The 18,919-nt window shown below is 71.6% G+C and carries 20 protein-coding genes; 12 read left to right on the top strand and 8 right to left on the bottom strand.

Annotation, left to right across the window (positions count from 1 at the left end):
• Window positions 1-157: 157 nt before the first annotated feature.
• On the bottom strand, window positions 158-622 hold the full coding sequence (locus tag ACZ7CF_RS23920; protein ID WP_470370629.1) for a DUF1453 domain-containing protein: 465 nt from the start codon (window positions 620-622) through the stop codon (window positions 158-160).
• 63 nt (window positions 623-685) lie between these two features.
• On the opposite strand from ACZ7CF_RS23920, the gene ACZ7CF_RS23915 reads away from it, so the two are divergent.
• Window positions 686-1,282 carry a TetR/AcrR family transcriptional regulator gene (locus tag ACZ7CF_RS23915; protein ID WP_470370628.1) on the top strand — a complete coding sequence of 199 codons (597 nt, stop codon included), beginning with the start codon at window positions 686-688 and terminating at the stop codon, window positions 1,280-1,282.
• A gap of 106 nt (window positions 1,283-1,388) precedes the next feature.
• Window positions 1,389-4,397, top strand: coding sequence for an AfsR/SARP family transcriptional regulator (locus tag ACZ7CF_RS23910; RefSeq protein ID WP_470370627.1), 3,009 nt, complete (start codon window positions 1,389-1,391; stop codon window positions 4,395-4,397).
• 36 nt (window positions 4,398-4,433) lie between these two features.
• Here ACZ7CF_RS23910 and ACZ7CF_RS23905 read toward each other — a convergent pair whose 3' ends face one another.
• On the bottom strand, window positions 4,434-4,883 hold the full coding sequence (locus ACZ7CF_RS23905; protein ID WP_360390039.1) for a winged helix-turn-helix transcriptional regulator: 450 nt from the start codon (window positions 4,881-4,883) through the stop codon (window positions 4,434-4,436).
• Window positions 4,884-4,954: 71 nt separating this feature from the next.
• Here ACZ7CF_RS23905 and ACZ7CF_RS23900 point away from each other — a divergent pair, with 71 nt between their 5' ends.
• From ACZ7CF_RS23900 to ACZ7CF_RS23875, 6 genes are all read left to right on the top strand, one after another.
• Complete coding sequence (locus ACZ7CF_RS23900; RefSeq protein ID WP_360390036.1) at window positions 4,955-5,467, top strand: GNAT family N-acetyltransferase; 513 nt, start codon at window positions 4,955-4,957, stop codon at window positions 5,465-5,467.
• 24 nt (window positions 5,468-5,491) lie between these two features.
• Window positions 5,492-5,953 (top strand): NlpC/P60 family protein, encoded by a 462-nt coding sequence (locus ACZ7CF_RS23895; RefSeq protein ID WP_360390033.1) that lies wholly within the window; start codon window positions 5,492-5,494, stop codon window positions 5,951-5,953.
• 92 nt (window positions 5,954-6,045) lie between these two features.
• A complete protein-coding gene (locus tag ACZ7CF_RS23890) occupies window positions 6,046-7,521 on the top strand; it encodes a DUF8189 domain-containing protein (protein WP_360390031.1) in 1,476 nt (491 codons plus the stop codon).
• A gap of 266 nt (window positions 7,522-7,787) precedes the next feature.
• Window positions 7,788-8,303, top strand: coding sequence for a hypothetical protein (locus ACZ7CF_RS23885; RefSeq protein WP_360390029.1), 516 nt, complete (start codon window positions 7,788-7,790; stop codon window positions 8,301-8,303).
• A 38-nt stretch (window positions 8,304-8,341) separates the two neighbouring features.
• Entirely contained in the window at window positions 8,342-8,914 is a 573-nt protein-coding gene (locus ACZ7CF_RS23880; protein WP_458430827.1) for a P-loop NTPase family protein, read from the top strand.
• On the top strand, window positions 8,911-9,423 hold the full coding sequence (locus ACZ7CF_RS23875; RefSeq protein ID WP_470370626.1) for a hypothetical protein: 513 nt from the start codon (window positions 8,911-8,913) through the stop codon (window positions 9,421-9,423). The genes ACZ7CF_RS23880 and ACZ7CF_RS23875 overlap by 4 nt, the downstream gene beginning before the upstream one ends.
• A 6-nt stretch (window positions 9,424-9,429) precedes the next feature.
• Here ACZ7CF_RS23875 and ACZ7CF_RS23870 read toward each other — a convergent pair whose 3' ends face one another.
• From ACZ7CF_RS23870 to ACZ7CF_RS23850, 5 genes are all read right to left on the bottom strand, one after another.
• Window positions 9,430-10,020 (bottom strand): TetR/AcrR family transcriptional regulator, encoded by a 591-nt coding sequence (locus ACZ7CF_RS23870; protein ID WP_458430829.1) that lies wholly within the window; start codon window positions 10,018-10,020, stop codon window positions 9,430-9,432.
• Window positions 10,017-11,942 (bottom strand): YhgE/Pip family protein, encoded by a 1,926-nt coding sequence (locus tag ACZ7CF_RS23865; RefSeq protein ID WP_458430830.1) that lies wholly within the window; start codon window positions 11,940-11,942, stop codon window positions 10,017-10,019. The genes ACZ7CF_RS23870 and ACZ7CF_RS23865 overlap by 4 nt, the downstream gene beginning before the upstream one ends.
• On the bottom strand, window positions 11,939-12,568 hold the full coding sequence (locus ACZ7CF_RS23860; protein WP_458430831.1) for an ATP-binding cassette domain-containing protein: 630 nt from the start codon (window positions 12,566-12,568) through the stop codon (window positions 11,939-11,941). The genes ACZ7CF_RS23865 and ACZ7CF_RS23860 overlap by 4 nt, the downstream gene beginning before the upstream one ends.
• 78 nt (window positions 12,569-12,646) lie before the next feature.
• The gene (locus tag ACZ7CF_RS23855) at window positions 12,647-13,567 is read right to left on the bottom strand and encodes a GNAT family N-acetyltransferase (RefSeq protein ID WP_360397687.1); all 921 of its coding nucleotides are present in this window, start codon (window positions 13,565-13,567) and stop codon (window positions 12,647-12,649) included.
• Between the two features lie 10 nt (window positions 13,568-13,577).
• Window positions 13,578-14,411 carry a class I SAM-dependent methyltransferase gene (locus ACZ7CF_RS23850; RefSeq protein ID WP_360397689.1) on the bottom strand — a complete coding sequence of 278 codons (834 nt, stop codon included), beginning with the start codon at window positions 14,409-14,411 and terminating at the stop codon, window positions 13,578-13,580.
• A gap of 179 nt (window positions 14,412-14,590) precedes the next feature.
• On the opposite strand from ACZ7CF_RS23850, the gene rpsA reads away from it, so the two are divergent.
• The 4 genes from rpsA to coaE all read left to right on the top strand — a co-directional run bounded on the left by rpsA (window position 14,591) and on the right by coaE (window position 18,499).
• Window positions 14,591-16,081 carry a 30S ribosomal protein S1 gene (gene rpsA / locus ACZ7CF_RS23845; protein WP_360397691.1) on the top strand — a complete coding sequence of 497 codons (1,491 nt, stop codon included), beginning with the start codon at window positions 14,591-14,593 and terminating at the stop codon, window positions 16,079-16,081.
• Between the two features lie 203 nt (window positions 16,082-16,284).
• Window positions 16,285-16,506 carry a hypothetical protein gene (locus ACZ7CF_RS23840; RefSeq protein ID WP_470370625.1) on the top strand — a complete coding sequence of 74 codons (222 nt, stop codon included), beginning with the start codon at window positions 16,285-16,287 and terminating at the stop codon, window positions 16,504-16,506.
• 187 nt (window positions 16,507-16,693) lie between these two features.
• A complete protein-coding gene (locus tag ACZ7CF_RS23835) occupies window positions 16,694-17,308 on the top strand; it encodes a hypothetical protein (RefSeq protein WP_360397693.1) in 615 nt (204 codons plus the stop codon).
• Between the two features lie 45 nt (window positions 17,309-17,353).
• Entirely contained in the window at window positions 17,354-18,499 is a 1,146-nt protein-coding gene (coaE, locus tag ACZ7CF_RS23830) for a dephospho-CoA kinase (protein WP_470370624.1), read from the top strand.
• On the opposite strand, the gene ACZ7CF_RS23825 is transcribed toward coaE, so the two are convergent.
• Window positions 18,475-18,915 carry a ribonuclease FAU-1 family protein gene (locus ACZ7CF_RS23825; RefSeq protein WP_458430834.1) on the bottom strand — a complete coding sequence of 147 codons (441 nt, stop codon included), beginning with the start codon at window positions 18,913-18,915 and terminating at the stop codon, window positions 18,475-18,477. The two genes, coaE and ACZ7CF_RS23825, sit on opposite strands and share 25 nt — an antisense overlap.
• Window positions 18,916-18,919: the final 4 nt, after the last annotated feature.

The raw sequence follows: 18,919 nt of genomic DNA, 5'->3' as shown, positions 1-18,919 counted from the left end.
GCGCACCTCGCGCGGGTTCGACGCCAGGTAGAACTGGCCGAAGTTCACCAGATCGGGGTCCAGCCGGAACTCGCGCCGCACGGCGCCCCAGTCCAGTTCCCGCACGGCCGACGCCGCGGCCGGTGCGACGGCGAGCAGTCCGGCTCAGACGAGGAAGTCACGACGATCCACGCCTGTCATGGAACCTCGCGAGCGGGCTCCGTGTCTCCTCCCGCGCGAACGGAACACCGGTGCTGAGCGCTTTCGCGCCGATCGCGCACAGCTCGCCGAGCATGCTCACGCCGATCGACAGCTGCGTGGGCGCGTGCCCGCCGGCCAGGAACCCGAGCCCGGTGCTCACGCCGATCGACGCCACCCACACGAGCAACGTCCACGGCGTGTACCGCTGCCACAGGTGCCCGTCGCGTTCGTAGAGCTTGGTCGTGACGCCCCGGAGCACGCCGAACGCGAACCCCGCCGCGAGCGGCAGCAGGTAGCTCGCGTGGAAGTCCGTCGTCGCCCTGATCCCGAAGAACAGCAGGAACACGGGTGGCGCGAGGAGGTCCCTGGCGTTGAGCGGTTCACCCAGGAACCTGCGCACGAGCACGTACAGGACACCCGCTGCTATCAGCAGATATGTCATGGCTTCCCCCTAAGTAGCATGACCCTGCTACTTAAACTAGCAGGGTCATGCTACAAAGTGGCCGTGTCTCCCCGAGTCGTCGATCCCGCCGCCCGCCGCAAGCACGTCGCCGAGGCCGTGTTCCGCGTCGTCGTGCGCGACGGCGTCGAGGGCGCCTCGCTGCGCACCGTCGCCCTGGAGGCGGGCCTCGCCATCGGCTCGGTCCGCCACTACTTCGACAGCCACGACGCGATGATCGTCTTCGCGGTCGAGGCGCTGGTGGACTCGATCGGCGCCCGCGTGCTGGCCCACGTCGAGCGGCTGGGCGAGGCCGAGGGCAGGCCGGGTGTGCTCGTGCTGTCGGAGGTGCTGCCGCTGGACGACCGCCGACGCGACGAAGCCGTCCTGTGGCTGGCCTTCGCGACGGCGGCGCGCACCAGGCCGGCCCTGCTCCCGCACGCCGAACGGCTGTACGACGGGCTGCGGTTCCTCTGCGGGGAGGTCGTGCGGCGGATGGTCGCGGAGGGCACCGCCGCCGCGGACCTCGACGTGCGGGTGGAGGTCGAGCGGCTGGCGGCACTGGTGGACGGGCTCACCGTCGGAGGGGTGCTGCACCCCGATCGGATGACACCGGAACTGGCGGTGGCGTTGCTGCACCGGCACCTGGAGTCGCTGCGGTAGCACCGGTCGTGGCCCGGAACGCCGAAACGCGTTGCCCCGAACGCCGAGTAGTGCATCCTCGTAGACGCACACGCGTGCTCATCTACTGGGGGATGGGGGTGTGGGCGTGAAAGCGCTCGTACTGGGGCCAGTCGAAGTGTGGGTCGGCGACAGACAGGTGAACCTCGGCGGACCGAAGCCGAGAACCCTGCTCGCCGCGTTGTTGTTGCAACCGAGGCAGGTCGTGCCGGTGGAACGGCTGATCGACCTCATCTGGGAGGACCAGCCGCCGCAGACCGCAGTCGCGCTGGTGCACACCTACGTGTCGTCGTTGCGCAGGGCGCTCGACAAAGCGCTGATCACGCGGGCACCGGGGTACGTGCTCGACGTCGACAGCGATGCCGAGATGTTCGCCGGGCACGTCGCCACGGCGCGGCAGGCGGAGCGGGCAGGGGACCTGAGCACCGCCGTCGCGCACTACCGGCAGGCGCTGGCGCTGTGGCGCGGGCCGGCGTTGCACGGGGTCGAGGCGCAGTTCGCACGGGGGCACGCGCTCGCACTCGGCGAGCAGCGGCTCAGCGCCGAGGAAGGTCTCGGCAGGTGTGAGCTGCACCAGGGCCGGGAGCAGGACGCGATCAGCAGGCTCACCGCGTTGGCCAACGCGCACCCGGCACGCGAGGAGACACGTGAGCTGCTCATGCGGGCATATCACCGTGCGGGGCGCACAGCGGATGCGCTCACGGTGTACCGGGAAGCCCGCGAGTACCTGCTGGACGAGCTGGGGATCGAGCCGGGCGAGAAGCTCAGGGACCTGCAGACCGCGATCCTGAACGGCACGATCGAGGAGTCGCCCGCCAGGGCGGTGCCGGCACCGGTCGTGGTCCGGCCGCAGGTGGTCCCGCACCACCTGCCGCCGGACATCAGCGACTTCACCGGCCGCGAGGAGGCGCTCAAGCAGGTCATGGCGCTGTGCGAGGCGCCGGCGGACAGCACCGCGACGCCGACGGTCGTGGTCTCCGGGTTCGGCGGGGCCGGCAAGTCGGCGCTGGCCGTGCACGCCGCGCACCTGTTGCGCCGCACCTACCCCGACGGTCAGCTGTTCGCCGACCTGCGCGGGGCCGGGCGCGACCTCGAACCGCAGGAGGTGCTCGGGCGGTTCCTCGGCCTGCTCGGCATCCCCGGCAACGACCAGCCGGTGGCACCGGACGAACGCGTCGAGCTGTACCGGCGCACGGTCGCGGACCGCAGGCTGGTGGTCGTGCTCGACAACGCCAGGAGCGAGGCGCAGGTGAGGCCGCTGCTGCCGGGCAACGCCAACTGCTTCGTGATCATCACCAGCCGCAGCCGGCTCACCGGCCTGGAGGGCGCGGAACCGATCGAGCTGGGGTTCCTCGGCGAGGAGGTCTCCGCGGAGATGCTGAGCCGCATCGTCGGCACCGAGCGCGTCGGCGGTGAACCCGAGGCCGCGCAGCAGATCACGAGGCTGTGCGGCGGGGTTCCGCTGGCGGTGCGGGCGGCGGGCGCGAAGCTGCTCGCCCGGCCGCACTGGCCGCTGCGGACGCTGGCCAGGCGGCTGTCCGACGAACGGCGCCGGCTCGACGAGCTGGAGACGGGTGACCTGGCGATCCGCTCGTCGCTGCGGCTCAACTACGCCGAGCTGGACGCGCGGCACCGCAGGGCCTTCCACCTGCTGTCGCTGCTCGACCTGCCGGACTTCAGCGCGTGGGTCGCGGCGCCGTTGCTGGACATCCCGCCCTACGACGCCGAGGACGTCGTCGAGCACCTGGTGGACCTGCGGCTGGTGGACGTCGCGGGCGTCGACCAGCTCGGCCGGGTGCGCTACCGGTTCCACGACCTGGTGCAGCTCTTCGGCGCCGAGCAGGCGGCGGCGGAACCGGCGGAGGAGGTCGCGGCGGCCGTCGCGCGCACGCTCGCGACGTGGCTCGCGCTCGTGGAGACCGCGGTGCGGGCCCTGCCGCGCGTGACGCTCGGCCTGCGCCCTCCGCTCGCCCCGCTGGTCGAGGTGGACCCGCGGCTGGCCGAGGACGTCGAGGAGGACCCGACCGGCTGGCTGCACGCGGAGACCGGTGCGGTGGTGCGGGTCGTGGAACGCGCGCACGACCTCGGTGTCGACGAGCTGACCACGACCGTCATCGCGTCGCTGCTGTCGTCGCCCTTCGCTGCCCGCAACGAGTTCGGCAACTGGCAGCGCACCCACGAGGTCGCGCTGCGGGCCGCCCGCGACCGCGGCAACCGGCGTGCGGAGGCGGTGCTGCTGGCCGGGCTCGGGCAGCTGCGCTACGAGCAGGACGACTTCGTCGAGGCGTTGCGGAACTTCGAGCAGGCCGCGGAGATCGCGCGGGACATCGGCGAGACCGCGACGCTCGCCGTCGCGTGCGTGGGCATGGGCACGGTCCTGCGCGACCTCGCGGAGTTCGAACCGGCCCGCGAGCTGCTCGGCCAGGCGATCGCGCTGGGGGACGAGGGGGTCGTCGCCGCCGCGAGCTACGGCGTCGGTGCGATCCACCGCGACCACGGCGACCTCACCGAGGCGGTCGCGGCGTTCGAGCGGTGCGTCGAGCTCTACCGGCGGCTCGGCGACCAGCGCGGTGAGGCGCTGGCGTTGCGCGGGCTGAGCCTGTGCCACCGCGCGGAGGGGACGTACGTGCGGGCGGTGGAGCTCAGCCGGGACGCGGAGCGGGTCCTGCGCGCCGCCGGGGACGAGCTCGGTGCCACGTACGCGGTCCAGTCGCTCGCCAAGGCGGCGCTGCGGGCGGGTGAGGCCGCCGGTGTCACCGACGTCGAGGACCTGCTGGCCGGGTGCCTGGAGGTCTGCACCCGCCAGCACGACCGGTTCGGCGTGGCGCTCGTGACGAGGACGCTCGGCGAGGCCGCGCTGGCGCGGGGCAGCGACGACGAGGCCGCCGGCCTGTTGCGGGACGCGCTGGACCGGTGGACCGCGCTGGGGCTGCCGATCTGGCGGGCCCGCACGATGCGCGACCTCGCCGCCGCGACCGGGGACGAGGAGGTCTGGGCCGAGGCCAAGGCGCTCTTCACCGGGCTGCGCGCACGGGAGGCGGGGGAGCTGGCGGGGCTCAGCGCCGTCGAGTGGCGGGCGGCGCACCTGCCCGCGTGAACCACGGCCTCGCCCGGCGCCACCCGCCGGGCGAGGTCACCCGCGCGCCGTCACGTGCACGTCCCGCGCGGTCAGCTCGGCCCCGCAGTCCGCGCACTCGACCTTCGCCCGCACGCCACCGCCGCAGTCGCGGTGCTCCAGCGTGAACGACTCGTCCTCCTGCTCGGTCAGCATCCACTTCTCGCCCCACGTCCGCAGCGCCATCAGCACCGGGTAGAGGTCCTTGCCCTTCTCCGTGAGGCGGTACTCGTGCCGTGTGCGCCCATCGGCCTGGTACGGCACGCGCTTGAGCACGCCTTCGTCGAGCAACATGCTCAGCCGGTCGGTCAGCACGCTGCGGGAGATCTCCATCGTCGTCTGGAAGTCCTCGAACCGCCGGGTGCCCAGGAAGATCTGGCGGAGCAGCAACAACGTCCAGCGCTCGCCCAGCAGTGCGGCCGGGCGGCCCAGCGTGCACGGCAGGCTGGCGAAGCTCGCGTACGACATGCCCCCAGGATATCCCTTGCGTTCGTTTTTCGAACTCAGCTACGGTTCGGATTCCGAACTCAGGGGGTCTCATGCGCGTCACCGAGCTCGACCGGACCACGGCACCGGCGGCGGTGGACGCCGTGTTCGCCGGTCTGTCGGCACGAAGCCGCTTCCAGCGCTTCCACTCGCCGACACCGCGCCTCACCGCCGCCGCGCGCCGGGTGCTGGTGGACGTCGACGGCACCCGGCACGCCGCCGTGTGCGCCCGCGTCGGCGACGACCCGATCGGCATCGCCCGCGTCATCCGCACCGGCGAGCGCGGCGCGGAGATCGCCGTCGCCGTCGTCGACCGCTGGCAGCGCCGCGGCGCCGGCCGGCGGTTGCTGGAGGCGCTGACCGAGGTGGCCGCCCGGCTGGGGTTCGCGGAGCTGCACGGCGACGTGCTGCCCGGCAACCACGCGATGCTCGCGCTGGCGCGGAAGGTGCTGCCCGGTGTGCAACTGAGCGAGGAGATCGACACGATCCGGCTGAGCTACCCGCTCGCCTGGGCCACCGCCGAGGTCACCGACGCGGACCTTATAGCGAGTTTGCAGGGCGTTTAGAGGTCGGTGCTCGACCATGGCCCCGTGACGACTGCACGCACCGCCGGACGCAGGATCGGCCGCGCCGAGATCGTGGAACGCGCGTGCACGTGGCTGCGCGACTCGGTCCCGTACGGGCAGGCGAAGTACCACGCGAACGAGCACGGCATCTACCGCGCCGACTGCTCCGGGTTCGTGTCGATGGCCTGGGGCCTGCCCGGCAAGCCGGACGACCGCCACGGCGGCCTCGACACCCCCGGTCTCGCCGGTGTCAGCGCGGCGGTCGAGCGCACGGAGCTCCGCGCGGGCGACATCGTCCTGCGCACCGACGGCACCAACCTGACCCGGCACGTCGTGATCTTCGCGGCGTGGGCGGAGGAACGGGACCGGTACTGGGCGTACGAGCAGGCGGGCGGGCACCGCACGCGGCTGCGGGTGGTCCGGTACCCGTACGACAGCGCGGAGGAGCTGTACGTGCCGCGGCGGTACCGCGGCGTCCTCGACTGACCGCCGACCGGCCGTTCACGGTTGACCGGCCGGTCGAACTCAGGCCGTTCGACCGGACCAAAACTTCACACCGCCTTGCTACGGTGACCGGCATGAGATCGCTGGGGATGTTGGCGGTCGCCGCGGCGGCCATCACGTTCGGCTCGTCGCTGGCCATGCCCGACGTCGCGGTCGCGGCCGCCGAGGGTGGCGCGAACTGCGGGACGTACGCGGCGAACTCGAAGATCACGCGCAGCGAGGTCCTCGCGCGGTCGCGGACGTGGATCAGCGCGCGGGTGCCCTACAGCCAGAGCGACTGCTTCGGCAACAAGTACGGCGCCTACCGCACCGACTGCTCCGGCTACGTGTCGATGGCGTGGGGCCTGCGCATCTCCTACACCACCCACATCCTCGAACAGGTCGCGCACCGCATCGACTGGGAGGACCTGCGCCCCGGCGACGCGTTGAACGACCGCCTCAACCACGTGGCGCTGTTCATCGGCTGGGCGGACGCCGCCAAGACCCGGCCGATCGTGCGCGAGCAGGCAGGCCCGGACGGGTCCCGTCCCGTGCAGCGGGTGTGGAGCGCCGCGACCGCGAGCCGGTACGTGCCGTTGCGCTACAACGGCCTGGTCGAGTCCGGCGGCGCCGGCGCGGTCACCGGCGACACCCCGGTCACCGACGCGCCGGCCGTGAGCAGCGGCCCGCAGATCTCCAACACCGCCGCGCAGTCGCTCGAGGTCTACGCGCGCGCCGCGGACGGCACGATCATCACGAACTTCCACAAGACGAGCCGCTGGGCCGGCTGGCAGCAGCTGGGCCCCGAGCTCTTCGCCGGCGACCCGGTCGCGCTGCTCAACCCGGCGACGAAGATCGTCGAGCTGTACGCGCGCGGCACCGACGGCCGGGTCTACCACCGCGCCGACGGCAAGTGGCTCGCGCTCGGCGACACGGCCGTGGCCGGCAACCCCGTGCTGCGCTGGAACGACAAGGACAAGGCCGTCGAGGTGCTCGCCCGCGGCGTGGACGGCGCGCTGCTGCGGTTCGCGGCCGGCCGCTGGGACGCGCTGGGTGACCGCAAGGTCGCCGGCGACCCCGCCGTGCTCGACAAGGACGTCTACGCCCGCAGCGACGACGGCAAGCTCGTGAAGTTCGACGGCGAGAAGTGGCAGGACCAGGGCGACGTGCAGATCGTCAGCGACCCGAGCGTCGCCGTCGACCAGGTCTTCGTCCGCAGCGCCGCCGGCAGCGTCGAGCAGTACGCGGCGGGCGTGTGGAAGACCCTCGGCGGCAAGGGCGTCGGTGCCCCGTCGGCGGTCTACAACACGACGACGGGCTCGATCGACGTGCTGCAGCTCGGCGCGGAGGGCCAGGTCGAGCACTCGCGTGCCACCGACAGCGGCTGGACCGCGTGGACCAAGCTCGGCACGACCAAGGTCTCCGGGGCGCCGACCGCGATGTACCACGCGCAGACCAAGACCATCGAGGTCTTCGCCCGCACCGACGACGGCAAGCCGATCCGCCGCTTCTACAAGGAGAAGGCGGGCTGGAGCCAGTGGGCGCTGCTCGGCGACCGCACGGTCGGCTGAGCCGCTACAGCGGAAGAGGGGCCACGGCGAACCGCCGTGGCCCCTTTCGCGTTCGCGGGTCAGCAGGTCCTGGAGGGCACCCGAACGCACGGGCCGGGCGCCAAGGCGAGGACGGGTGCCTGGTCAACCCGTTCGCGCACGCCCTGCTGCCCGCCCGCCGCGACGGTGACCGGATCGTGCTCGACGGAATCGACCGGGAGGTGGTGCGCGCCGCCGAGAAGATCGCTACGTTCGCGGAACTCGGTTGCGGTTTCGGAAGGTAGCCCGTGGACACCTACATCGACCTCAGGGACGTCCGGCTCACCGGTTTCGCGAGCCAGGGCCTGATCGCCCTCGTCGCCGCGGAGTCGGTGTGGGGCGCGGTGAACGACTGGTCCGGCGGCTCGTCGACGTGGAGCTTCCTGGCGCAGGTGCTCTACCTGCCCGCCGCCGTCGCGTTCGTGCTGTGGTTCCGCAACGCCACCCACAACGCCGAGGCCATCGCGCTGCGCGGGGTCCGGACGATCACCGACGTGTGGCGGGCCAGCGACCCGTCGCAGCGCAGCAAGCCGTTCGCCGAGCGCACCACCAGTCCGTTGATCAAGCCGTGGCAGTGCGCGTTCCTCGCGATGGTGCTGACCGACCTGCTGGAGACGCTGCTGCTCGACACCGGGGCGTACCTGGTGTTCTCGACGCTGTCCACGGTGGCGGCCGTGGTCGCAGCGGGACTCGCGTGCTTCCTCGTCTGGCGCATCTCGTGGATGCAGCTGCAGTTCGCGGTGCCGCGGCCCCAGCGCCGCTGACCGTGTTGTGATCACGGGGTTCCCGTTAGCCTGACCCGATGCCGTTGCTCGGACCAGCAGACCCGCTGCCGCACGTGCCCCGGCGCATCCTGGTCGCCGGGAACGCCGGCTCCGGCAAGTCGACGCTGTGCCGGCGCATCGCCGCACTGCGCGGTGTCCGCTACGTCGAGCTCGACCGGCTGTACTGGGGTCCACAGTGGACACCGCGGCCGGAGTTCGCCGGCGAGGTCGCCGAGTTCGCGCACCAGGACCGGTGGGTGACGGAGTACCAGTACAAGGAGGTGCGCCGCGAGCTGGCCGCGCGCGCCGACACGGTCATCTGGCTCGACCACCCGTTCGCGACGGTGATGACCCGGCTCGTGCGCCGGACGGTCCGGCGGCGGGCGGGGCGGGTGGAGTTGTGGAACGGTAACCAGGAGTCGTCGCTGTGGTCGGTGTTCACGGACCCCGAGCACATCCTGCGGTGGGGCTGGAAGTCCTACGGGCGCAACCGGGCCAGGGTGCGGGCGCTGGTGGGCCAGGTCGTCGTGGTGCGGTTGAGCGGGCAGGGGCAGGTGGAGCGGTGGCTGACCGGGCCGCTGGCCGCCGTCGGTGAGGAGCGTGCGCGGTGAGGACGGCACTGGTGCTCGGCGGCAGCGGGATGCTGGCCGGCTGCGCGGGACGGCTGGTGGCACGCGGGTGGCAGGTGGTGCTGCCGTGCCGCACCCGGCCGCTGGCCGCCGACGACGGTCCCGGCCGCGCCGCGCGGGCGTCGGTGTCGCGCGGGCACCGGCCGACCTGGGTGAAGGCGGACTGGGCCAAACCGGCGGAGCTGGCCTCCGAGGTCGAGTACGAGCTGGCCGGCCGCCCGGTGAACCTGCTGGTGGCGTGGGTGCACGCGAGCTACCGGACCGCCGTGCTCACCGCCGTCGCACCGCTGTTGGCCGAGCACGCGCCGGTCGTGGAGGTGCACACGTCCGCACCGGTGCCCGACGCCGTGCTGAGCGCGCACCCCACCCAGCAGGTCCTGCTCGGCCGCTTCGCGCACGACGCCGCCCGGCACGTCGGCCAGGCCGTGCTGGACGCCGTCGTGCGGGCGCTGGAGGGCAAGCCGCCCTCGCTGCACCAGGCCGGTTCCTGAGCGCGGTCAGGGACGGCGGGCCTGTCCCAGCCCCCGCACCAGGAGCATGACCGACTCCCGCACCTCCGCCCGCGACCGCTCCGGCTGGAACACCTGCCAGTCCAGGGCGATCACGAGCAGCGTGCCGAACAACGCCGCCGACGCGGTGCCGACCTCCACGCCCTCCGGCAGACGGCCCGCGTCGGCCAGGCGCTTCATCTGACCGCGCACGATCGACACGATGTCGTCGCGCAGCAACGACAACGTCCCGTGCCACTGGCCCGGCGTCCGCCACAGCTCCGACACCAGCAGCTGGCCGAACGCCGGGTACTCGGCCCAGAAGCCGAGCATCTGGTCGACCAGCGCCTCCAGCGAGTCCTCGGACGACCCGGCCGCCTCCGCCGACCGCAGCCGGCCGGCGAGGATCTCCACCCCGTGGTGCAGCAGCGCCTCGACCAGTGCGTCCTTCGAGGCGAAGTTGTAGTAGATCGTGCCCTTGGCGACACCCGCCTCGGCGGCGATCTCGTCGACCGTCACCGAGGCCGCACCCCGTTCGCCGACCAGCTTCAACGCCGCGTCGAAGAGCTTCTGCTTCGTCGCCGTCGTCCGCGCGCTCACAGCACGAGCTCCGGCTTCAGCTTCGAGGGTGTCCACACCCGCTGCTTGTAGGCCGCCACGGACGACAAGGCTAGGGCCCCGACCAGCCAGGCGAGAAGGATCAGCGCGTCCTGTCCGACGCTGCCCAGGTCACCGCCATACATCAGGTGCCGCAGGCCGTCGACCGCGTAGCCCATCGGCAGGCCGTAGTGCAGCGGGTAGAGCGGCACCGGGATCGTCTGCCACGGGAACGTGCCGCCCGCGCTGACCAGCTGCAGGATCAGCAGGATCAGGCCGAGGAACTTGCCCACGGCGCCGAACGCGGCGTTGAGGGCGTGCAGGATCGCGACGAACGTGAGTGACATCAGCACGAGGAACGCGAACGTGCCGAAGGGGTTCGACGGCTCGATGTCGACCACGAACCGCACGACCGAGAACATCACGAGCACCTGCACGACACCGAGCAACGCACCGGGCAACCATCCGCCCAACGCGACCCGCAACGCCGACTGGCCGGCGGCCAGCGCACGGCGTGACAGCGGGCGCAGCAGCAGGAAGAGCACGAACGCGCCGATCCACGTCGCAAGACCGAGGAAGAACGGGGCCAGACCGGCGCCGTAGGTGGCCGCCTTCGTCTGGGACAGGCCCTTCACCGCCACCGGGTCGCCGATGGCCTTCGCGATCGCCTCGCGCGTGGGGTCGTCGGTGTCGGGGATCTTGCCCACGCCGCCGGTGAGGCCGTCGCGCAGCTGGGCGGAACCGTCCGCGAGCTGCGCGGCGCCGTCCCTGAGCTGCGGGGTGCCGGTGGCCGCCTTCTGCAGGCCGTCGCGGAGCTGGGCGTTGCCGTCGGCGAGCTTGGTGGCGCCGTCGTCGAGCCGGCCGACACCGCTGACGAGCCCCGGCATCTTCGACGAGAGCTGGGCGGCGCCGTCGGCGACCTGGTCCGCGCCGGTCGCGAGCTTGCGCAGGTTGCCCGCGGCGCCTTGGACCTTGCCGTTGGCGTTGTCGAGGGGCTGGCGGGCCTGGGTGAGGGCGGTCATGACCCGCTGCACCTGCTCCTCGGTGAACCCGAGTGCGCGCAACCGAGTCGCGACGTCGCCGTTGGCCTGGTCGAGCGCGCCGACGAGGGACTGGGCCAGCCGCGCGTACGCCTCGGCCTCGGTCGCGGCGGTCTCGTTGCCGTCCGCGACCTGGCGCGCGCCGTCGGCGATCTTCTGCGCGCCCGCGGGCAGGGCCTGGGTTTGCGACCGGAGCTCGTGCAGGCCGTCGCGCAGCTGGACGGCACCGGCCGCGGCGGTCACCGAGCCGGTGGACAGCTGCTGCACACCGCCGTCGAGCTCGGTGAGCTTGTCGCGCAGGGTGGCGCTGCCGTCGGCGAGCTTCGCCGCGCCGTCCGCCGCCTTCGTGGTCTCCTGGCGGATCGTGGAGAAGCCCAGCAGCAGCCGGTCGGCGGCCTCGGTGGAGACCTTCTCGGTGACGGCGCGGCGCACCTCGGTGACGACCTGGTTCGCGATCGTGCTGCCGAGGTAGTTGTTGGCGTCGTTGGTCGTGAGCGTCAGCACGCCCTGGCGCGGCTTCATGTCCGCGGGCGAGGTGAGCGCCTCGGAGAAGTCCTCAGGCAGCGTGAGCGCGAAGATGTACTTGCCCTTGCGCACGCCCTCGTCGGCCTCCTCGCCGCTGCCGACGACCTGCCACTTGAACTTCCTGCCGTTGAGCAGCTCGTCGGCGACGTCCTTGCCGGCGTTGAGGTCCTTCGTCCCGCGGTCCTGCACGACGAGCGCGGCCGGGACGTTGTTCAGGTTCGAGTACGGGTCCTTGTTGGCGTACAGGTAGAGCGACGCGTACAGCAGCGGCACCAGTGCCAGTGCGAGGACGGCGAGCCGGGGGAGCGTGCCGGAGGTGATCCGGCGCAGCTCGTTGAAGGCCATGCGAAGGGCGCTCATGCGGGGGTCTCCATCTTGGTGTCGTTGTCCTCACCAAGGCGCGCGTGCGGGAGGTCGAGGATCTGGGCGGAGGAGTTCGAGCACAGGACGACGACGGACCGCTCGGGGGTCACGTGGTCGTGGGCCAGTGCGAACCACTCGCGCGGGTCGGGGTGGTAGCGGTCGGGGCAGTCGAGGACCAGCGCCGTCACGCCGGGGCGGGCGGCGGCCAGGTCGAGCAGCACCGCGCAGCGCGTCCGCGGCGGCACGTGCTCGAAGCGGCTGGCCGCGTGCTCGTCGGCCGCGTGCTCGACGAGCCAGTCGTGCACCGCCTTCTTCCCGGAGGCCATGCCGTTCATCGCGAGCTCCTCGCCGACGACGGCGGCCAGCGTCAGCGCCTCCTCCGGCTCGTTCACCTCGGGGGCGTCGACCAGGACGACGTGCTTGCGCAGCGTCTTCAGCTCGGGCGACACCGTGCCGGTGGAGGGCTTCATGCGGCCGGACAGCAGCAGGCCCAGCGCCGTGTGGCCGGTGCCGGGGTCGCCGGCGACGAGGGTGAGCTCGCCCGGCCGCACGGTCAGCGAGGTCGGCCGGAGCAGGGGACCATGGGCCCCGGTGACGCCGGCGCGCTGGGCGTGGATCTCCACGGCTTTACCTTCCGTTTAAACTGACCGGTCAGTACAAATTCTCGCGCAGACCGGTGCGCGTGGCAACTCGGACATAGGTCACCTGAGGGCGGACGCGGGGCGTACTTCCCAGACGGTCCACAGCGGCCGGTAGCCCTGACGCGGCCAGAAGACGCTGCTCAGCGGGTTCGGCGGGTTGTAGTAGAGGTAGGTGCCGACCGTGCCCAGGCGGTGCAGCTCCTGGTGGACGTGGGCGACGAGCTGCTGGCCGATGCCCGTGCCGCGGGCGCCGGGCAGCACCGAGACGCAGTTCACGTAGCCCCAGCGGCCGCGGGGCAGGCGCTGGGCCGCGGCCGTGCCCGGTTCGGACGCCACGACCGCGCACTCGGCGAGCGCCACCGCGACGCCGTCGCGTTCGGCGAGCCAGATCGGGCTCGCGTTGTTCAGGCGTTCGGCGAGTGCGCGGCGCTTGAGGGCCGGTGCCTCCGGTCGCACGATCGTGGAGCCCACCAGCGACGAGTACCGCAGCTCCGCGAGCGACAGCTCCACGACGCCGTCGAGGTCGCCCGGGGTGGCGCGGCGGATCGCGACCGTGCGCGGGAAGTGCGGGTGCGGGGTGCGCAGCCGGACGCCGAGGACGGACAGCGGCACCATGCCGTGGTCGAGGAACGCGCGCGCCGCGACCGTGTCCCGGCTCGGCCAGTGCACCACGCACGCCGTGTCCTCGCCGATGTCGACCTCGTCGAGGTACCGGCGGAACCGGGTGAGCAGCGCGTCCATCCCCTGCGCGGTGCCGACGAGCGGCACCAGCTCCCAGACCTCGGCCGCCGACCACAGCCGGGTCGTGGAGTGCGGCTCGAACGAGTCGTGGCAGACCACGCCGGCCACGCGGGTGCCGTCGGGCAGCGCGGCGGTGAGGACGTGGCCGTCGCGGGGGAGCTCGGCGGCAGGGGGCAGCAGCGGGTCCAGTGCGGCGAAGCGGGCTGACTGGGCCGCCACGAGTCCGCGTGCCGAGCTCATGGACCGGAGACTACGACGTGAGCCGGGTCCGGAAGATCGCGGTGCCGGGGAAGAGCCTGCCCCGCAGCGGGCTCCACTGCCCCCAGTTGCGGGTGTGCCCCTTCGGCCACTCCGGTTCGACCAGGTCCTCCAGCGCGAAGCCGGTCGCCGTGAGCGCGCGGACGTAGTCGCCGAGCGTGCGGTGGTGCTCGACGTAGGTGGCCCGGCCCTCGGCGTCCACCTCCACGTACGGGGTGCGGTCGAAGTACGACTGGGTGACGGTGAGTCCCATCGGGCCGGGGTCGTCGGGGAAGATCCACCTCATCGGGTGGTTCACCGCGAACACCCACCTCGCGCCGGGCTTGAGGACGCGGGCGACCTCGCTGAAGACCTGCTCGACGTCGGCCACGAACGGCACCGCGCCGAACGCCGAGCAGGCCGCGTCGAAGGTGCCCGACCGGAACGGCAGCTGGTCCGCGCTGGCCTGCACCAGCGGCACGTCGACACCGGTCTCGGCGTTGTGCTCACGCGCGTGGCGGAGCATGCCCTCGGAGATGTCGAGCGCGGTCACGTCGGCACCCCGCACCTTCAGCCAACGGGCGCACGGGGCACTGCCGCTGCCGACCTCCAGGATGCGCTGACCTGCGACTTCACCCAGGAAACCGGCGTCCTCCTCGCGCAGGCCCTCCGGGCACCAGACGAAGTCGGCCGCGCCCAGGAAGTCGCCGTGCGCGTCGTGGTAGGAGTCCGCGTCGGCGTCCCACCAGATGCGGTTCGCCACGCGCGACTCGGCGGCGTCCGCCCCGCGCTTGACGATGCCGGCCGTGCCGAGCGCGTGCTCCGCGCTCGTGTGCTGGTTGGACACACTGCTCCTTCACGTGGGGGCTGGTTTGCTTGCGCGTCTGGCAGCCGCGTACGATATCGCGTGCGTAGTGGGTTAGTGCTGCCCATGATCCAGACGGTCGGGGATTCCAGGTCGCTGCGATGCTGCGCGCGCACCACTACCACTCATTAATGCCAATCCGTACCGGAGCCACCTACCTAATGTCCACCGACACCACCACCGCCCCCGTTGCCGCTGCGCCCAAGCAGGTCGCGATCAACGACATCGGGACGGAGGAGGACTTCCTCGCAGCTATCGACGCGACGATCAAGTACTTCAACGATGGCGACATCGTTGAAGGCACGATCGTCAAGGTCGACCGGGACGAGGTCCTGCTCGACATCGGCTACAAGACCGAGGGTGTCATCCCCTCGCGCGAACTGTCGATCAAGCACGACGTCGACCCCAACGAGGTCGTCAAGGTCGGTGACGAGGTCGAGGCGCTTGTTCTCCAGAAGGAGGACAAGGAAGGCCGTCTGATCCTCTCCAAGAAGCGCGCCCAGTACGAGCGCGCGTGGGGCACCATCGAGGCCCTCAAGGAGAAGGACGAGCCCGTCAAGGGCACGGTCATCGAGGTCGTCAAGGGTGGTCTCATCCTCGACATCGGTCTCCGCGGCTTCCTCCCCGCCTCCCTCGTCGAGATGCGTCGCGTCCGCGACCTGCAGCCGTACGTCGGCCGCGAGCTCGAAGCGAAGATCATCGAGCTGGACAAGAACCGCAACAACGTGGTCCTGTCCCGCCGCGCGTGGCTGGAGCAGACCCAGTCCGAGGTCCGCAGCGAGTTCCTCAACCAGCTGCAGAAGGGCCAGGTCCGCAAGGGCGTCGTGTCCTCGATCGTCAACTTCGGTGCCTTCGTGGACCTGGGTGGCGTCGACGGTCTCGTCCACGTCTCGGAGCTGTCCTGGAAGCACATCGACCACCCGTCCGAGGTCGTCGAGGTCGGCCAGGAGGTCACGGTCGAGGTCCTCGACGTCGACATGGAGCGCGAGCGCGTCTCCCTGTCGCTGAAGGCGACCCAGGAAGACCCGTGGCGCCAGTTCGCCCGCACCCACGCGATCGGCCAGATCGTGCCGGGCAAGGTCACGAAGCTGGTTCCGTTCGGTGCGTTCGTCCGCGTGGACGAGGGCATCGAGGGCCTGGTCCACATCTCCGAGCTGGCCGAGCGCCACGTCGAGATCCCGGAGCAGGTCGTGCAGGTCGGCGACGACGTCATGGTCAAGGTCATCGACATCGACCTGGACCGCCGCCGCATCTCGCTGTCGCTCAAGCAGGCCAACGAGGGCTTCACGGTCGACACCGAGTTCGACCCGACCCAGTACGGCATGGCCGCCGAGTACGACGACCAGGGCAACTACATCTACCCCGAGGGCTTCGACCCGGAGACCCAGGAGTGGCAGGACGGCTTCGACAAGCAGCGTGAGGAGTGGGAGCGCCAGTACGCCGAGGCGCACACTCGTTACGAGGCCCACATGAAGCAGATCCGCAAGGCCGCCGAGGCCGAGGAAGAGGCTTCGGCCGAGGGTGCGGGCAACTACACCTCCGGTGGCGACGCCCCGTCCACCTCCGTCGGCGCGCCGGCCCAGTCCGGCGGCACGCTGGCCTCCGACGAGCAGCTCGCGGCGCTCCGCGAGAAGCTGTCGGGCGGCATGTGAGCCACCCCGGCACCTTCGGGTAGCTGACTGACGAAGGCCCCCGCACCTCACGGTGCGGGGGCCTTCGCCGTTGTTGCCGCCCGCATCTGCAAGTACTGCCAACTCAAGATCAACAGGCACCTGACTGCAACCAACTGCTCGACTTGTCCACAGATGGGCGCGGGCGCCTCCGCGACACGGCTCGCCTGTGCAGGCTGAGGTCCATGGACGAGTGGATCGACGAGGTCATCGAGCACGACGGTTTGGACGCTGTGTGGGCGGCGGACGACGCGATCCGCCGTGAGCTCGTGACCAGGGAGGAGATCGCGGAATCGTTGGCATCGCGCCCAGGCGGTCGTGGCGATGGCGTTGCGAAGCTGCGGCTGGCGGGGAAGCGGATGGTCGTGCCGAGTCGATGCTGGAGACCGCCGGGCGGCTCGCGTTGAACGACGGCGGCGTTCCGTTGCCGGTTCTGCTGTGCGGCGTGGCCTCAGGGGGACGGACCGGTTGGGTGCAGTTGGAGGCGGGTCGAGGGCGAGTTGGTAGTACTCGCAGATGCCACAAAGACGGGCGGGGCGCCACTCGTTCACTCTGTGGTGAAGGGCTGAGTCCGTTGTGTAGGTTGAGAAACCTATGCGTGGGATACGTTTCTTCATGGCACTCGGCGCGGCGGCGCTCACCGCCGCCTGCTCGTCCGCGGCCCCGCAGTCCTCGGCGCCGCCGCCGCAGATCCCGAAGATCACCCCGCCGACCACGCAGTCGAAGGCACTGGCGATGGTCGACCGGCCCGCGCTGCCCGACGACTGCGACCTCGTGGTCGACGTGGACACGATGAACGCGATCCTCGGCCAGGAGCTGCCGGGAGAGCCGCAGATCATCATCGGCGTCAAGGAACCGGGCATCGGCCGCACCGGCAAGATCGACTGCTACTACGGCATCCCGCCCAAGCAGGGGCTGCCGGCCGCGAAGATCATCATCGGCCTGTCGACCTACACCGATGAGCTCACCGCCCGCACCCGCGTCGCGGAGAGCGTCGAGGCGGAGCGGCAGGACGGGGCGAAGATCACCGAGGTCGACGTCGGCAAGCAGAAGGGCACGCTCATCGAGGGCAAGGACGAGCAGCTGCTCATCGGGTCGCTGGGCAAGTCGACGTTCGTGGTGCGCTCGCGCAACGGCTTCGTGCCGCCGCAGAACCTCACGAAGATCCTGCCGCCGCTGGCGCAGCAGGCGATGACACCGCCGGTCTAGCGTCGCGGTCCTGCTCGCCCCCGCGACCCGGCTAACCTGACCGGCATGCTCAGGGTGGGATTGACCGGCGGGATCGGGTCGGGCAAGTCGACGGTCGCGCGGCTGCTCGAAGAACGCGGCGCGACGATCATCGACGCCGACAAGCTGGCGCGCGAGGTGCTGGAACCGGGCACCGACGGCCTCGCGGAGGTCGTGCAGGCGTTCGGTGACGACGTGCTCAACGCCGACGGCACGCTGAACCGGGCCGCGCTGGCGGCCAAGGCGTTCGCGACCGAGGAGGCGCGGCAGACGCTCAACGGCATCACGCACCCCCGCATCGGGCAGCTCACCGCGGAGCGGATGGCGGCGGCGGACGGCATCGTGGTGCACGACATCCCGTTGCTCGTGGAGCGCGACCTGGCTGCCGCCTACCACCTGGTCATCGTCGTGCACGCGGACGCGCAGACCCGGCTGCACCGCCTCGTCACCAGCCGCGGGATGGCCGAGGACGACGCGCGGAACCGGATCGCCGCGCAGGCCACCGAGGAGCAGCGCCGTGCGGCCGCGGACGTGTGGCTCGACAACTCCGGCGAGGTCCCGGACGTGACGGGGCTGTGGGACCGGCTCGTCCGGTTCGAGGAGAACGTGCGGACGCGGACGTACGCGTCGGGGCAGCCGGTCGTGGTGCCCTACGACGAGACGTGGCCGGCGCAGGCCGGGCGGGTCGCGCGGCGGATCGCCCTGGCCGCGGGCGGGCGGCACGTCGAGCACATCGGGTCGACGAGCGTTCCCGGGCTCGCGGCGAAGGACGTGCTGGACTTCCAGCTCGCCGTCGAGGACATGGAGATCGCCGACGGGCTGCGGGAAGTGCTGGCGCAGGCCGGTTTCCCGTACGTGGGACCGTACGAGGACACGCCACGCGGTGAGGACGGCGGCTGGGACAAGCGGCTGCACGCGGGTGCGGATCCGGGGCGGCGGGTGAACCTGCACCTGCGGGTCGAGGGCGCGGCCAACTGGCGGTGGGCGGTCGACTTCCGCGACTGGCTGCGGCACGACGCGCGGGCCCGCGAGGAGTACGAGAACGTGAAACTCGAACTGTCACAACGGTTTGCGGGCCACGACAGCGGGTTCGCCTACGGTGACGCGAAGGAGCCGTTCATGGTCGCCGCGGTGGAGCGGATCAAGGCCTACAGGGGCGGCCAGGCGTCGTAGATGCCGTGCCACGTCAGCCACGAGGTGAGGTTGTGGTTGACGTTGCTGAGCTCTTCGAGGGTGCGGTGGACCGTGCGCAGCGCCTGGTCGGCGTCGCCCGGCTGCAGCACGCGGCCCGCGACGGCGGCGGCGAACTCCTCGCTGCGCACGATGCGGGCCGTGGTGCCGCCGGGAACGGCCAGGCCCAGCAGCAGGTCCGTGGTCTGCCAGTGGCGGTGGTCGCGCTCGACGCGCACGGCCGTCAGCACGCTCGGGCCGCTGCGCGCGTGCCGCGACCGCGGGTGGAACGTGGTGAGCCGCACGCCGACGTCGGGCAGCAGCCACGTCACCTCGGAGTCGGAGAACGGGTCCTCCGGTGTGGGGTGCTCGATCCGCAGACCCCAGCGCTCCACGTGGCACGAGCTGAGGTGCCGCATGCCC

It is taken from the genome of Lentzea sp. NPDC036955, assembly GCF_055608005.1.
Note: the sequence above shows the minus strand (reverse complement) of the source record. Positions and strands in the feature narration are given on the sequence as shown.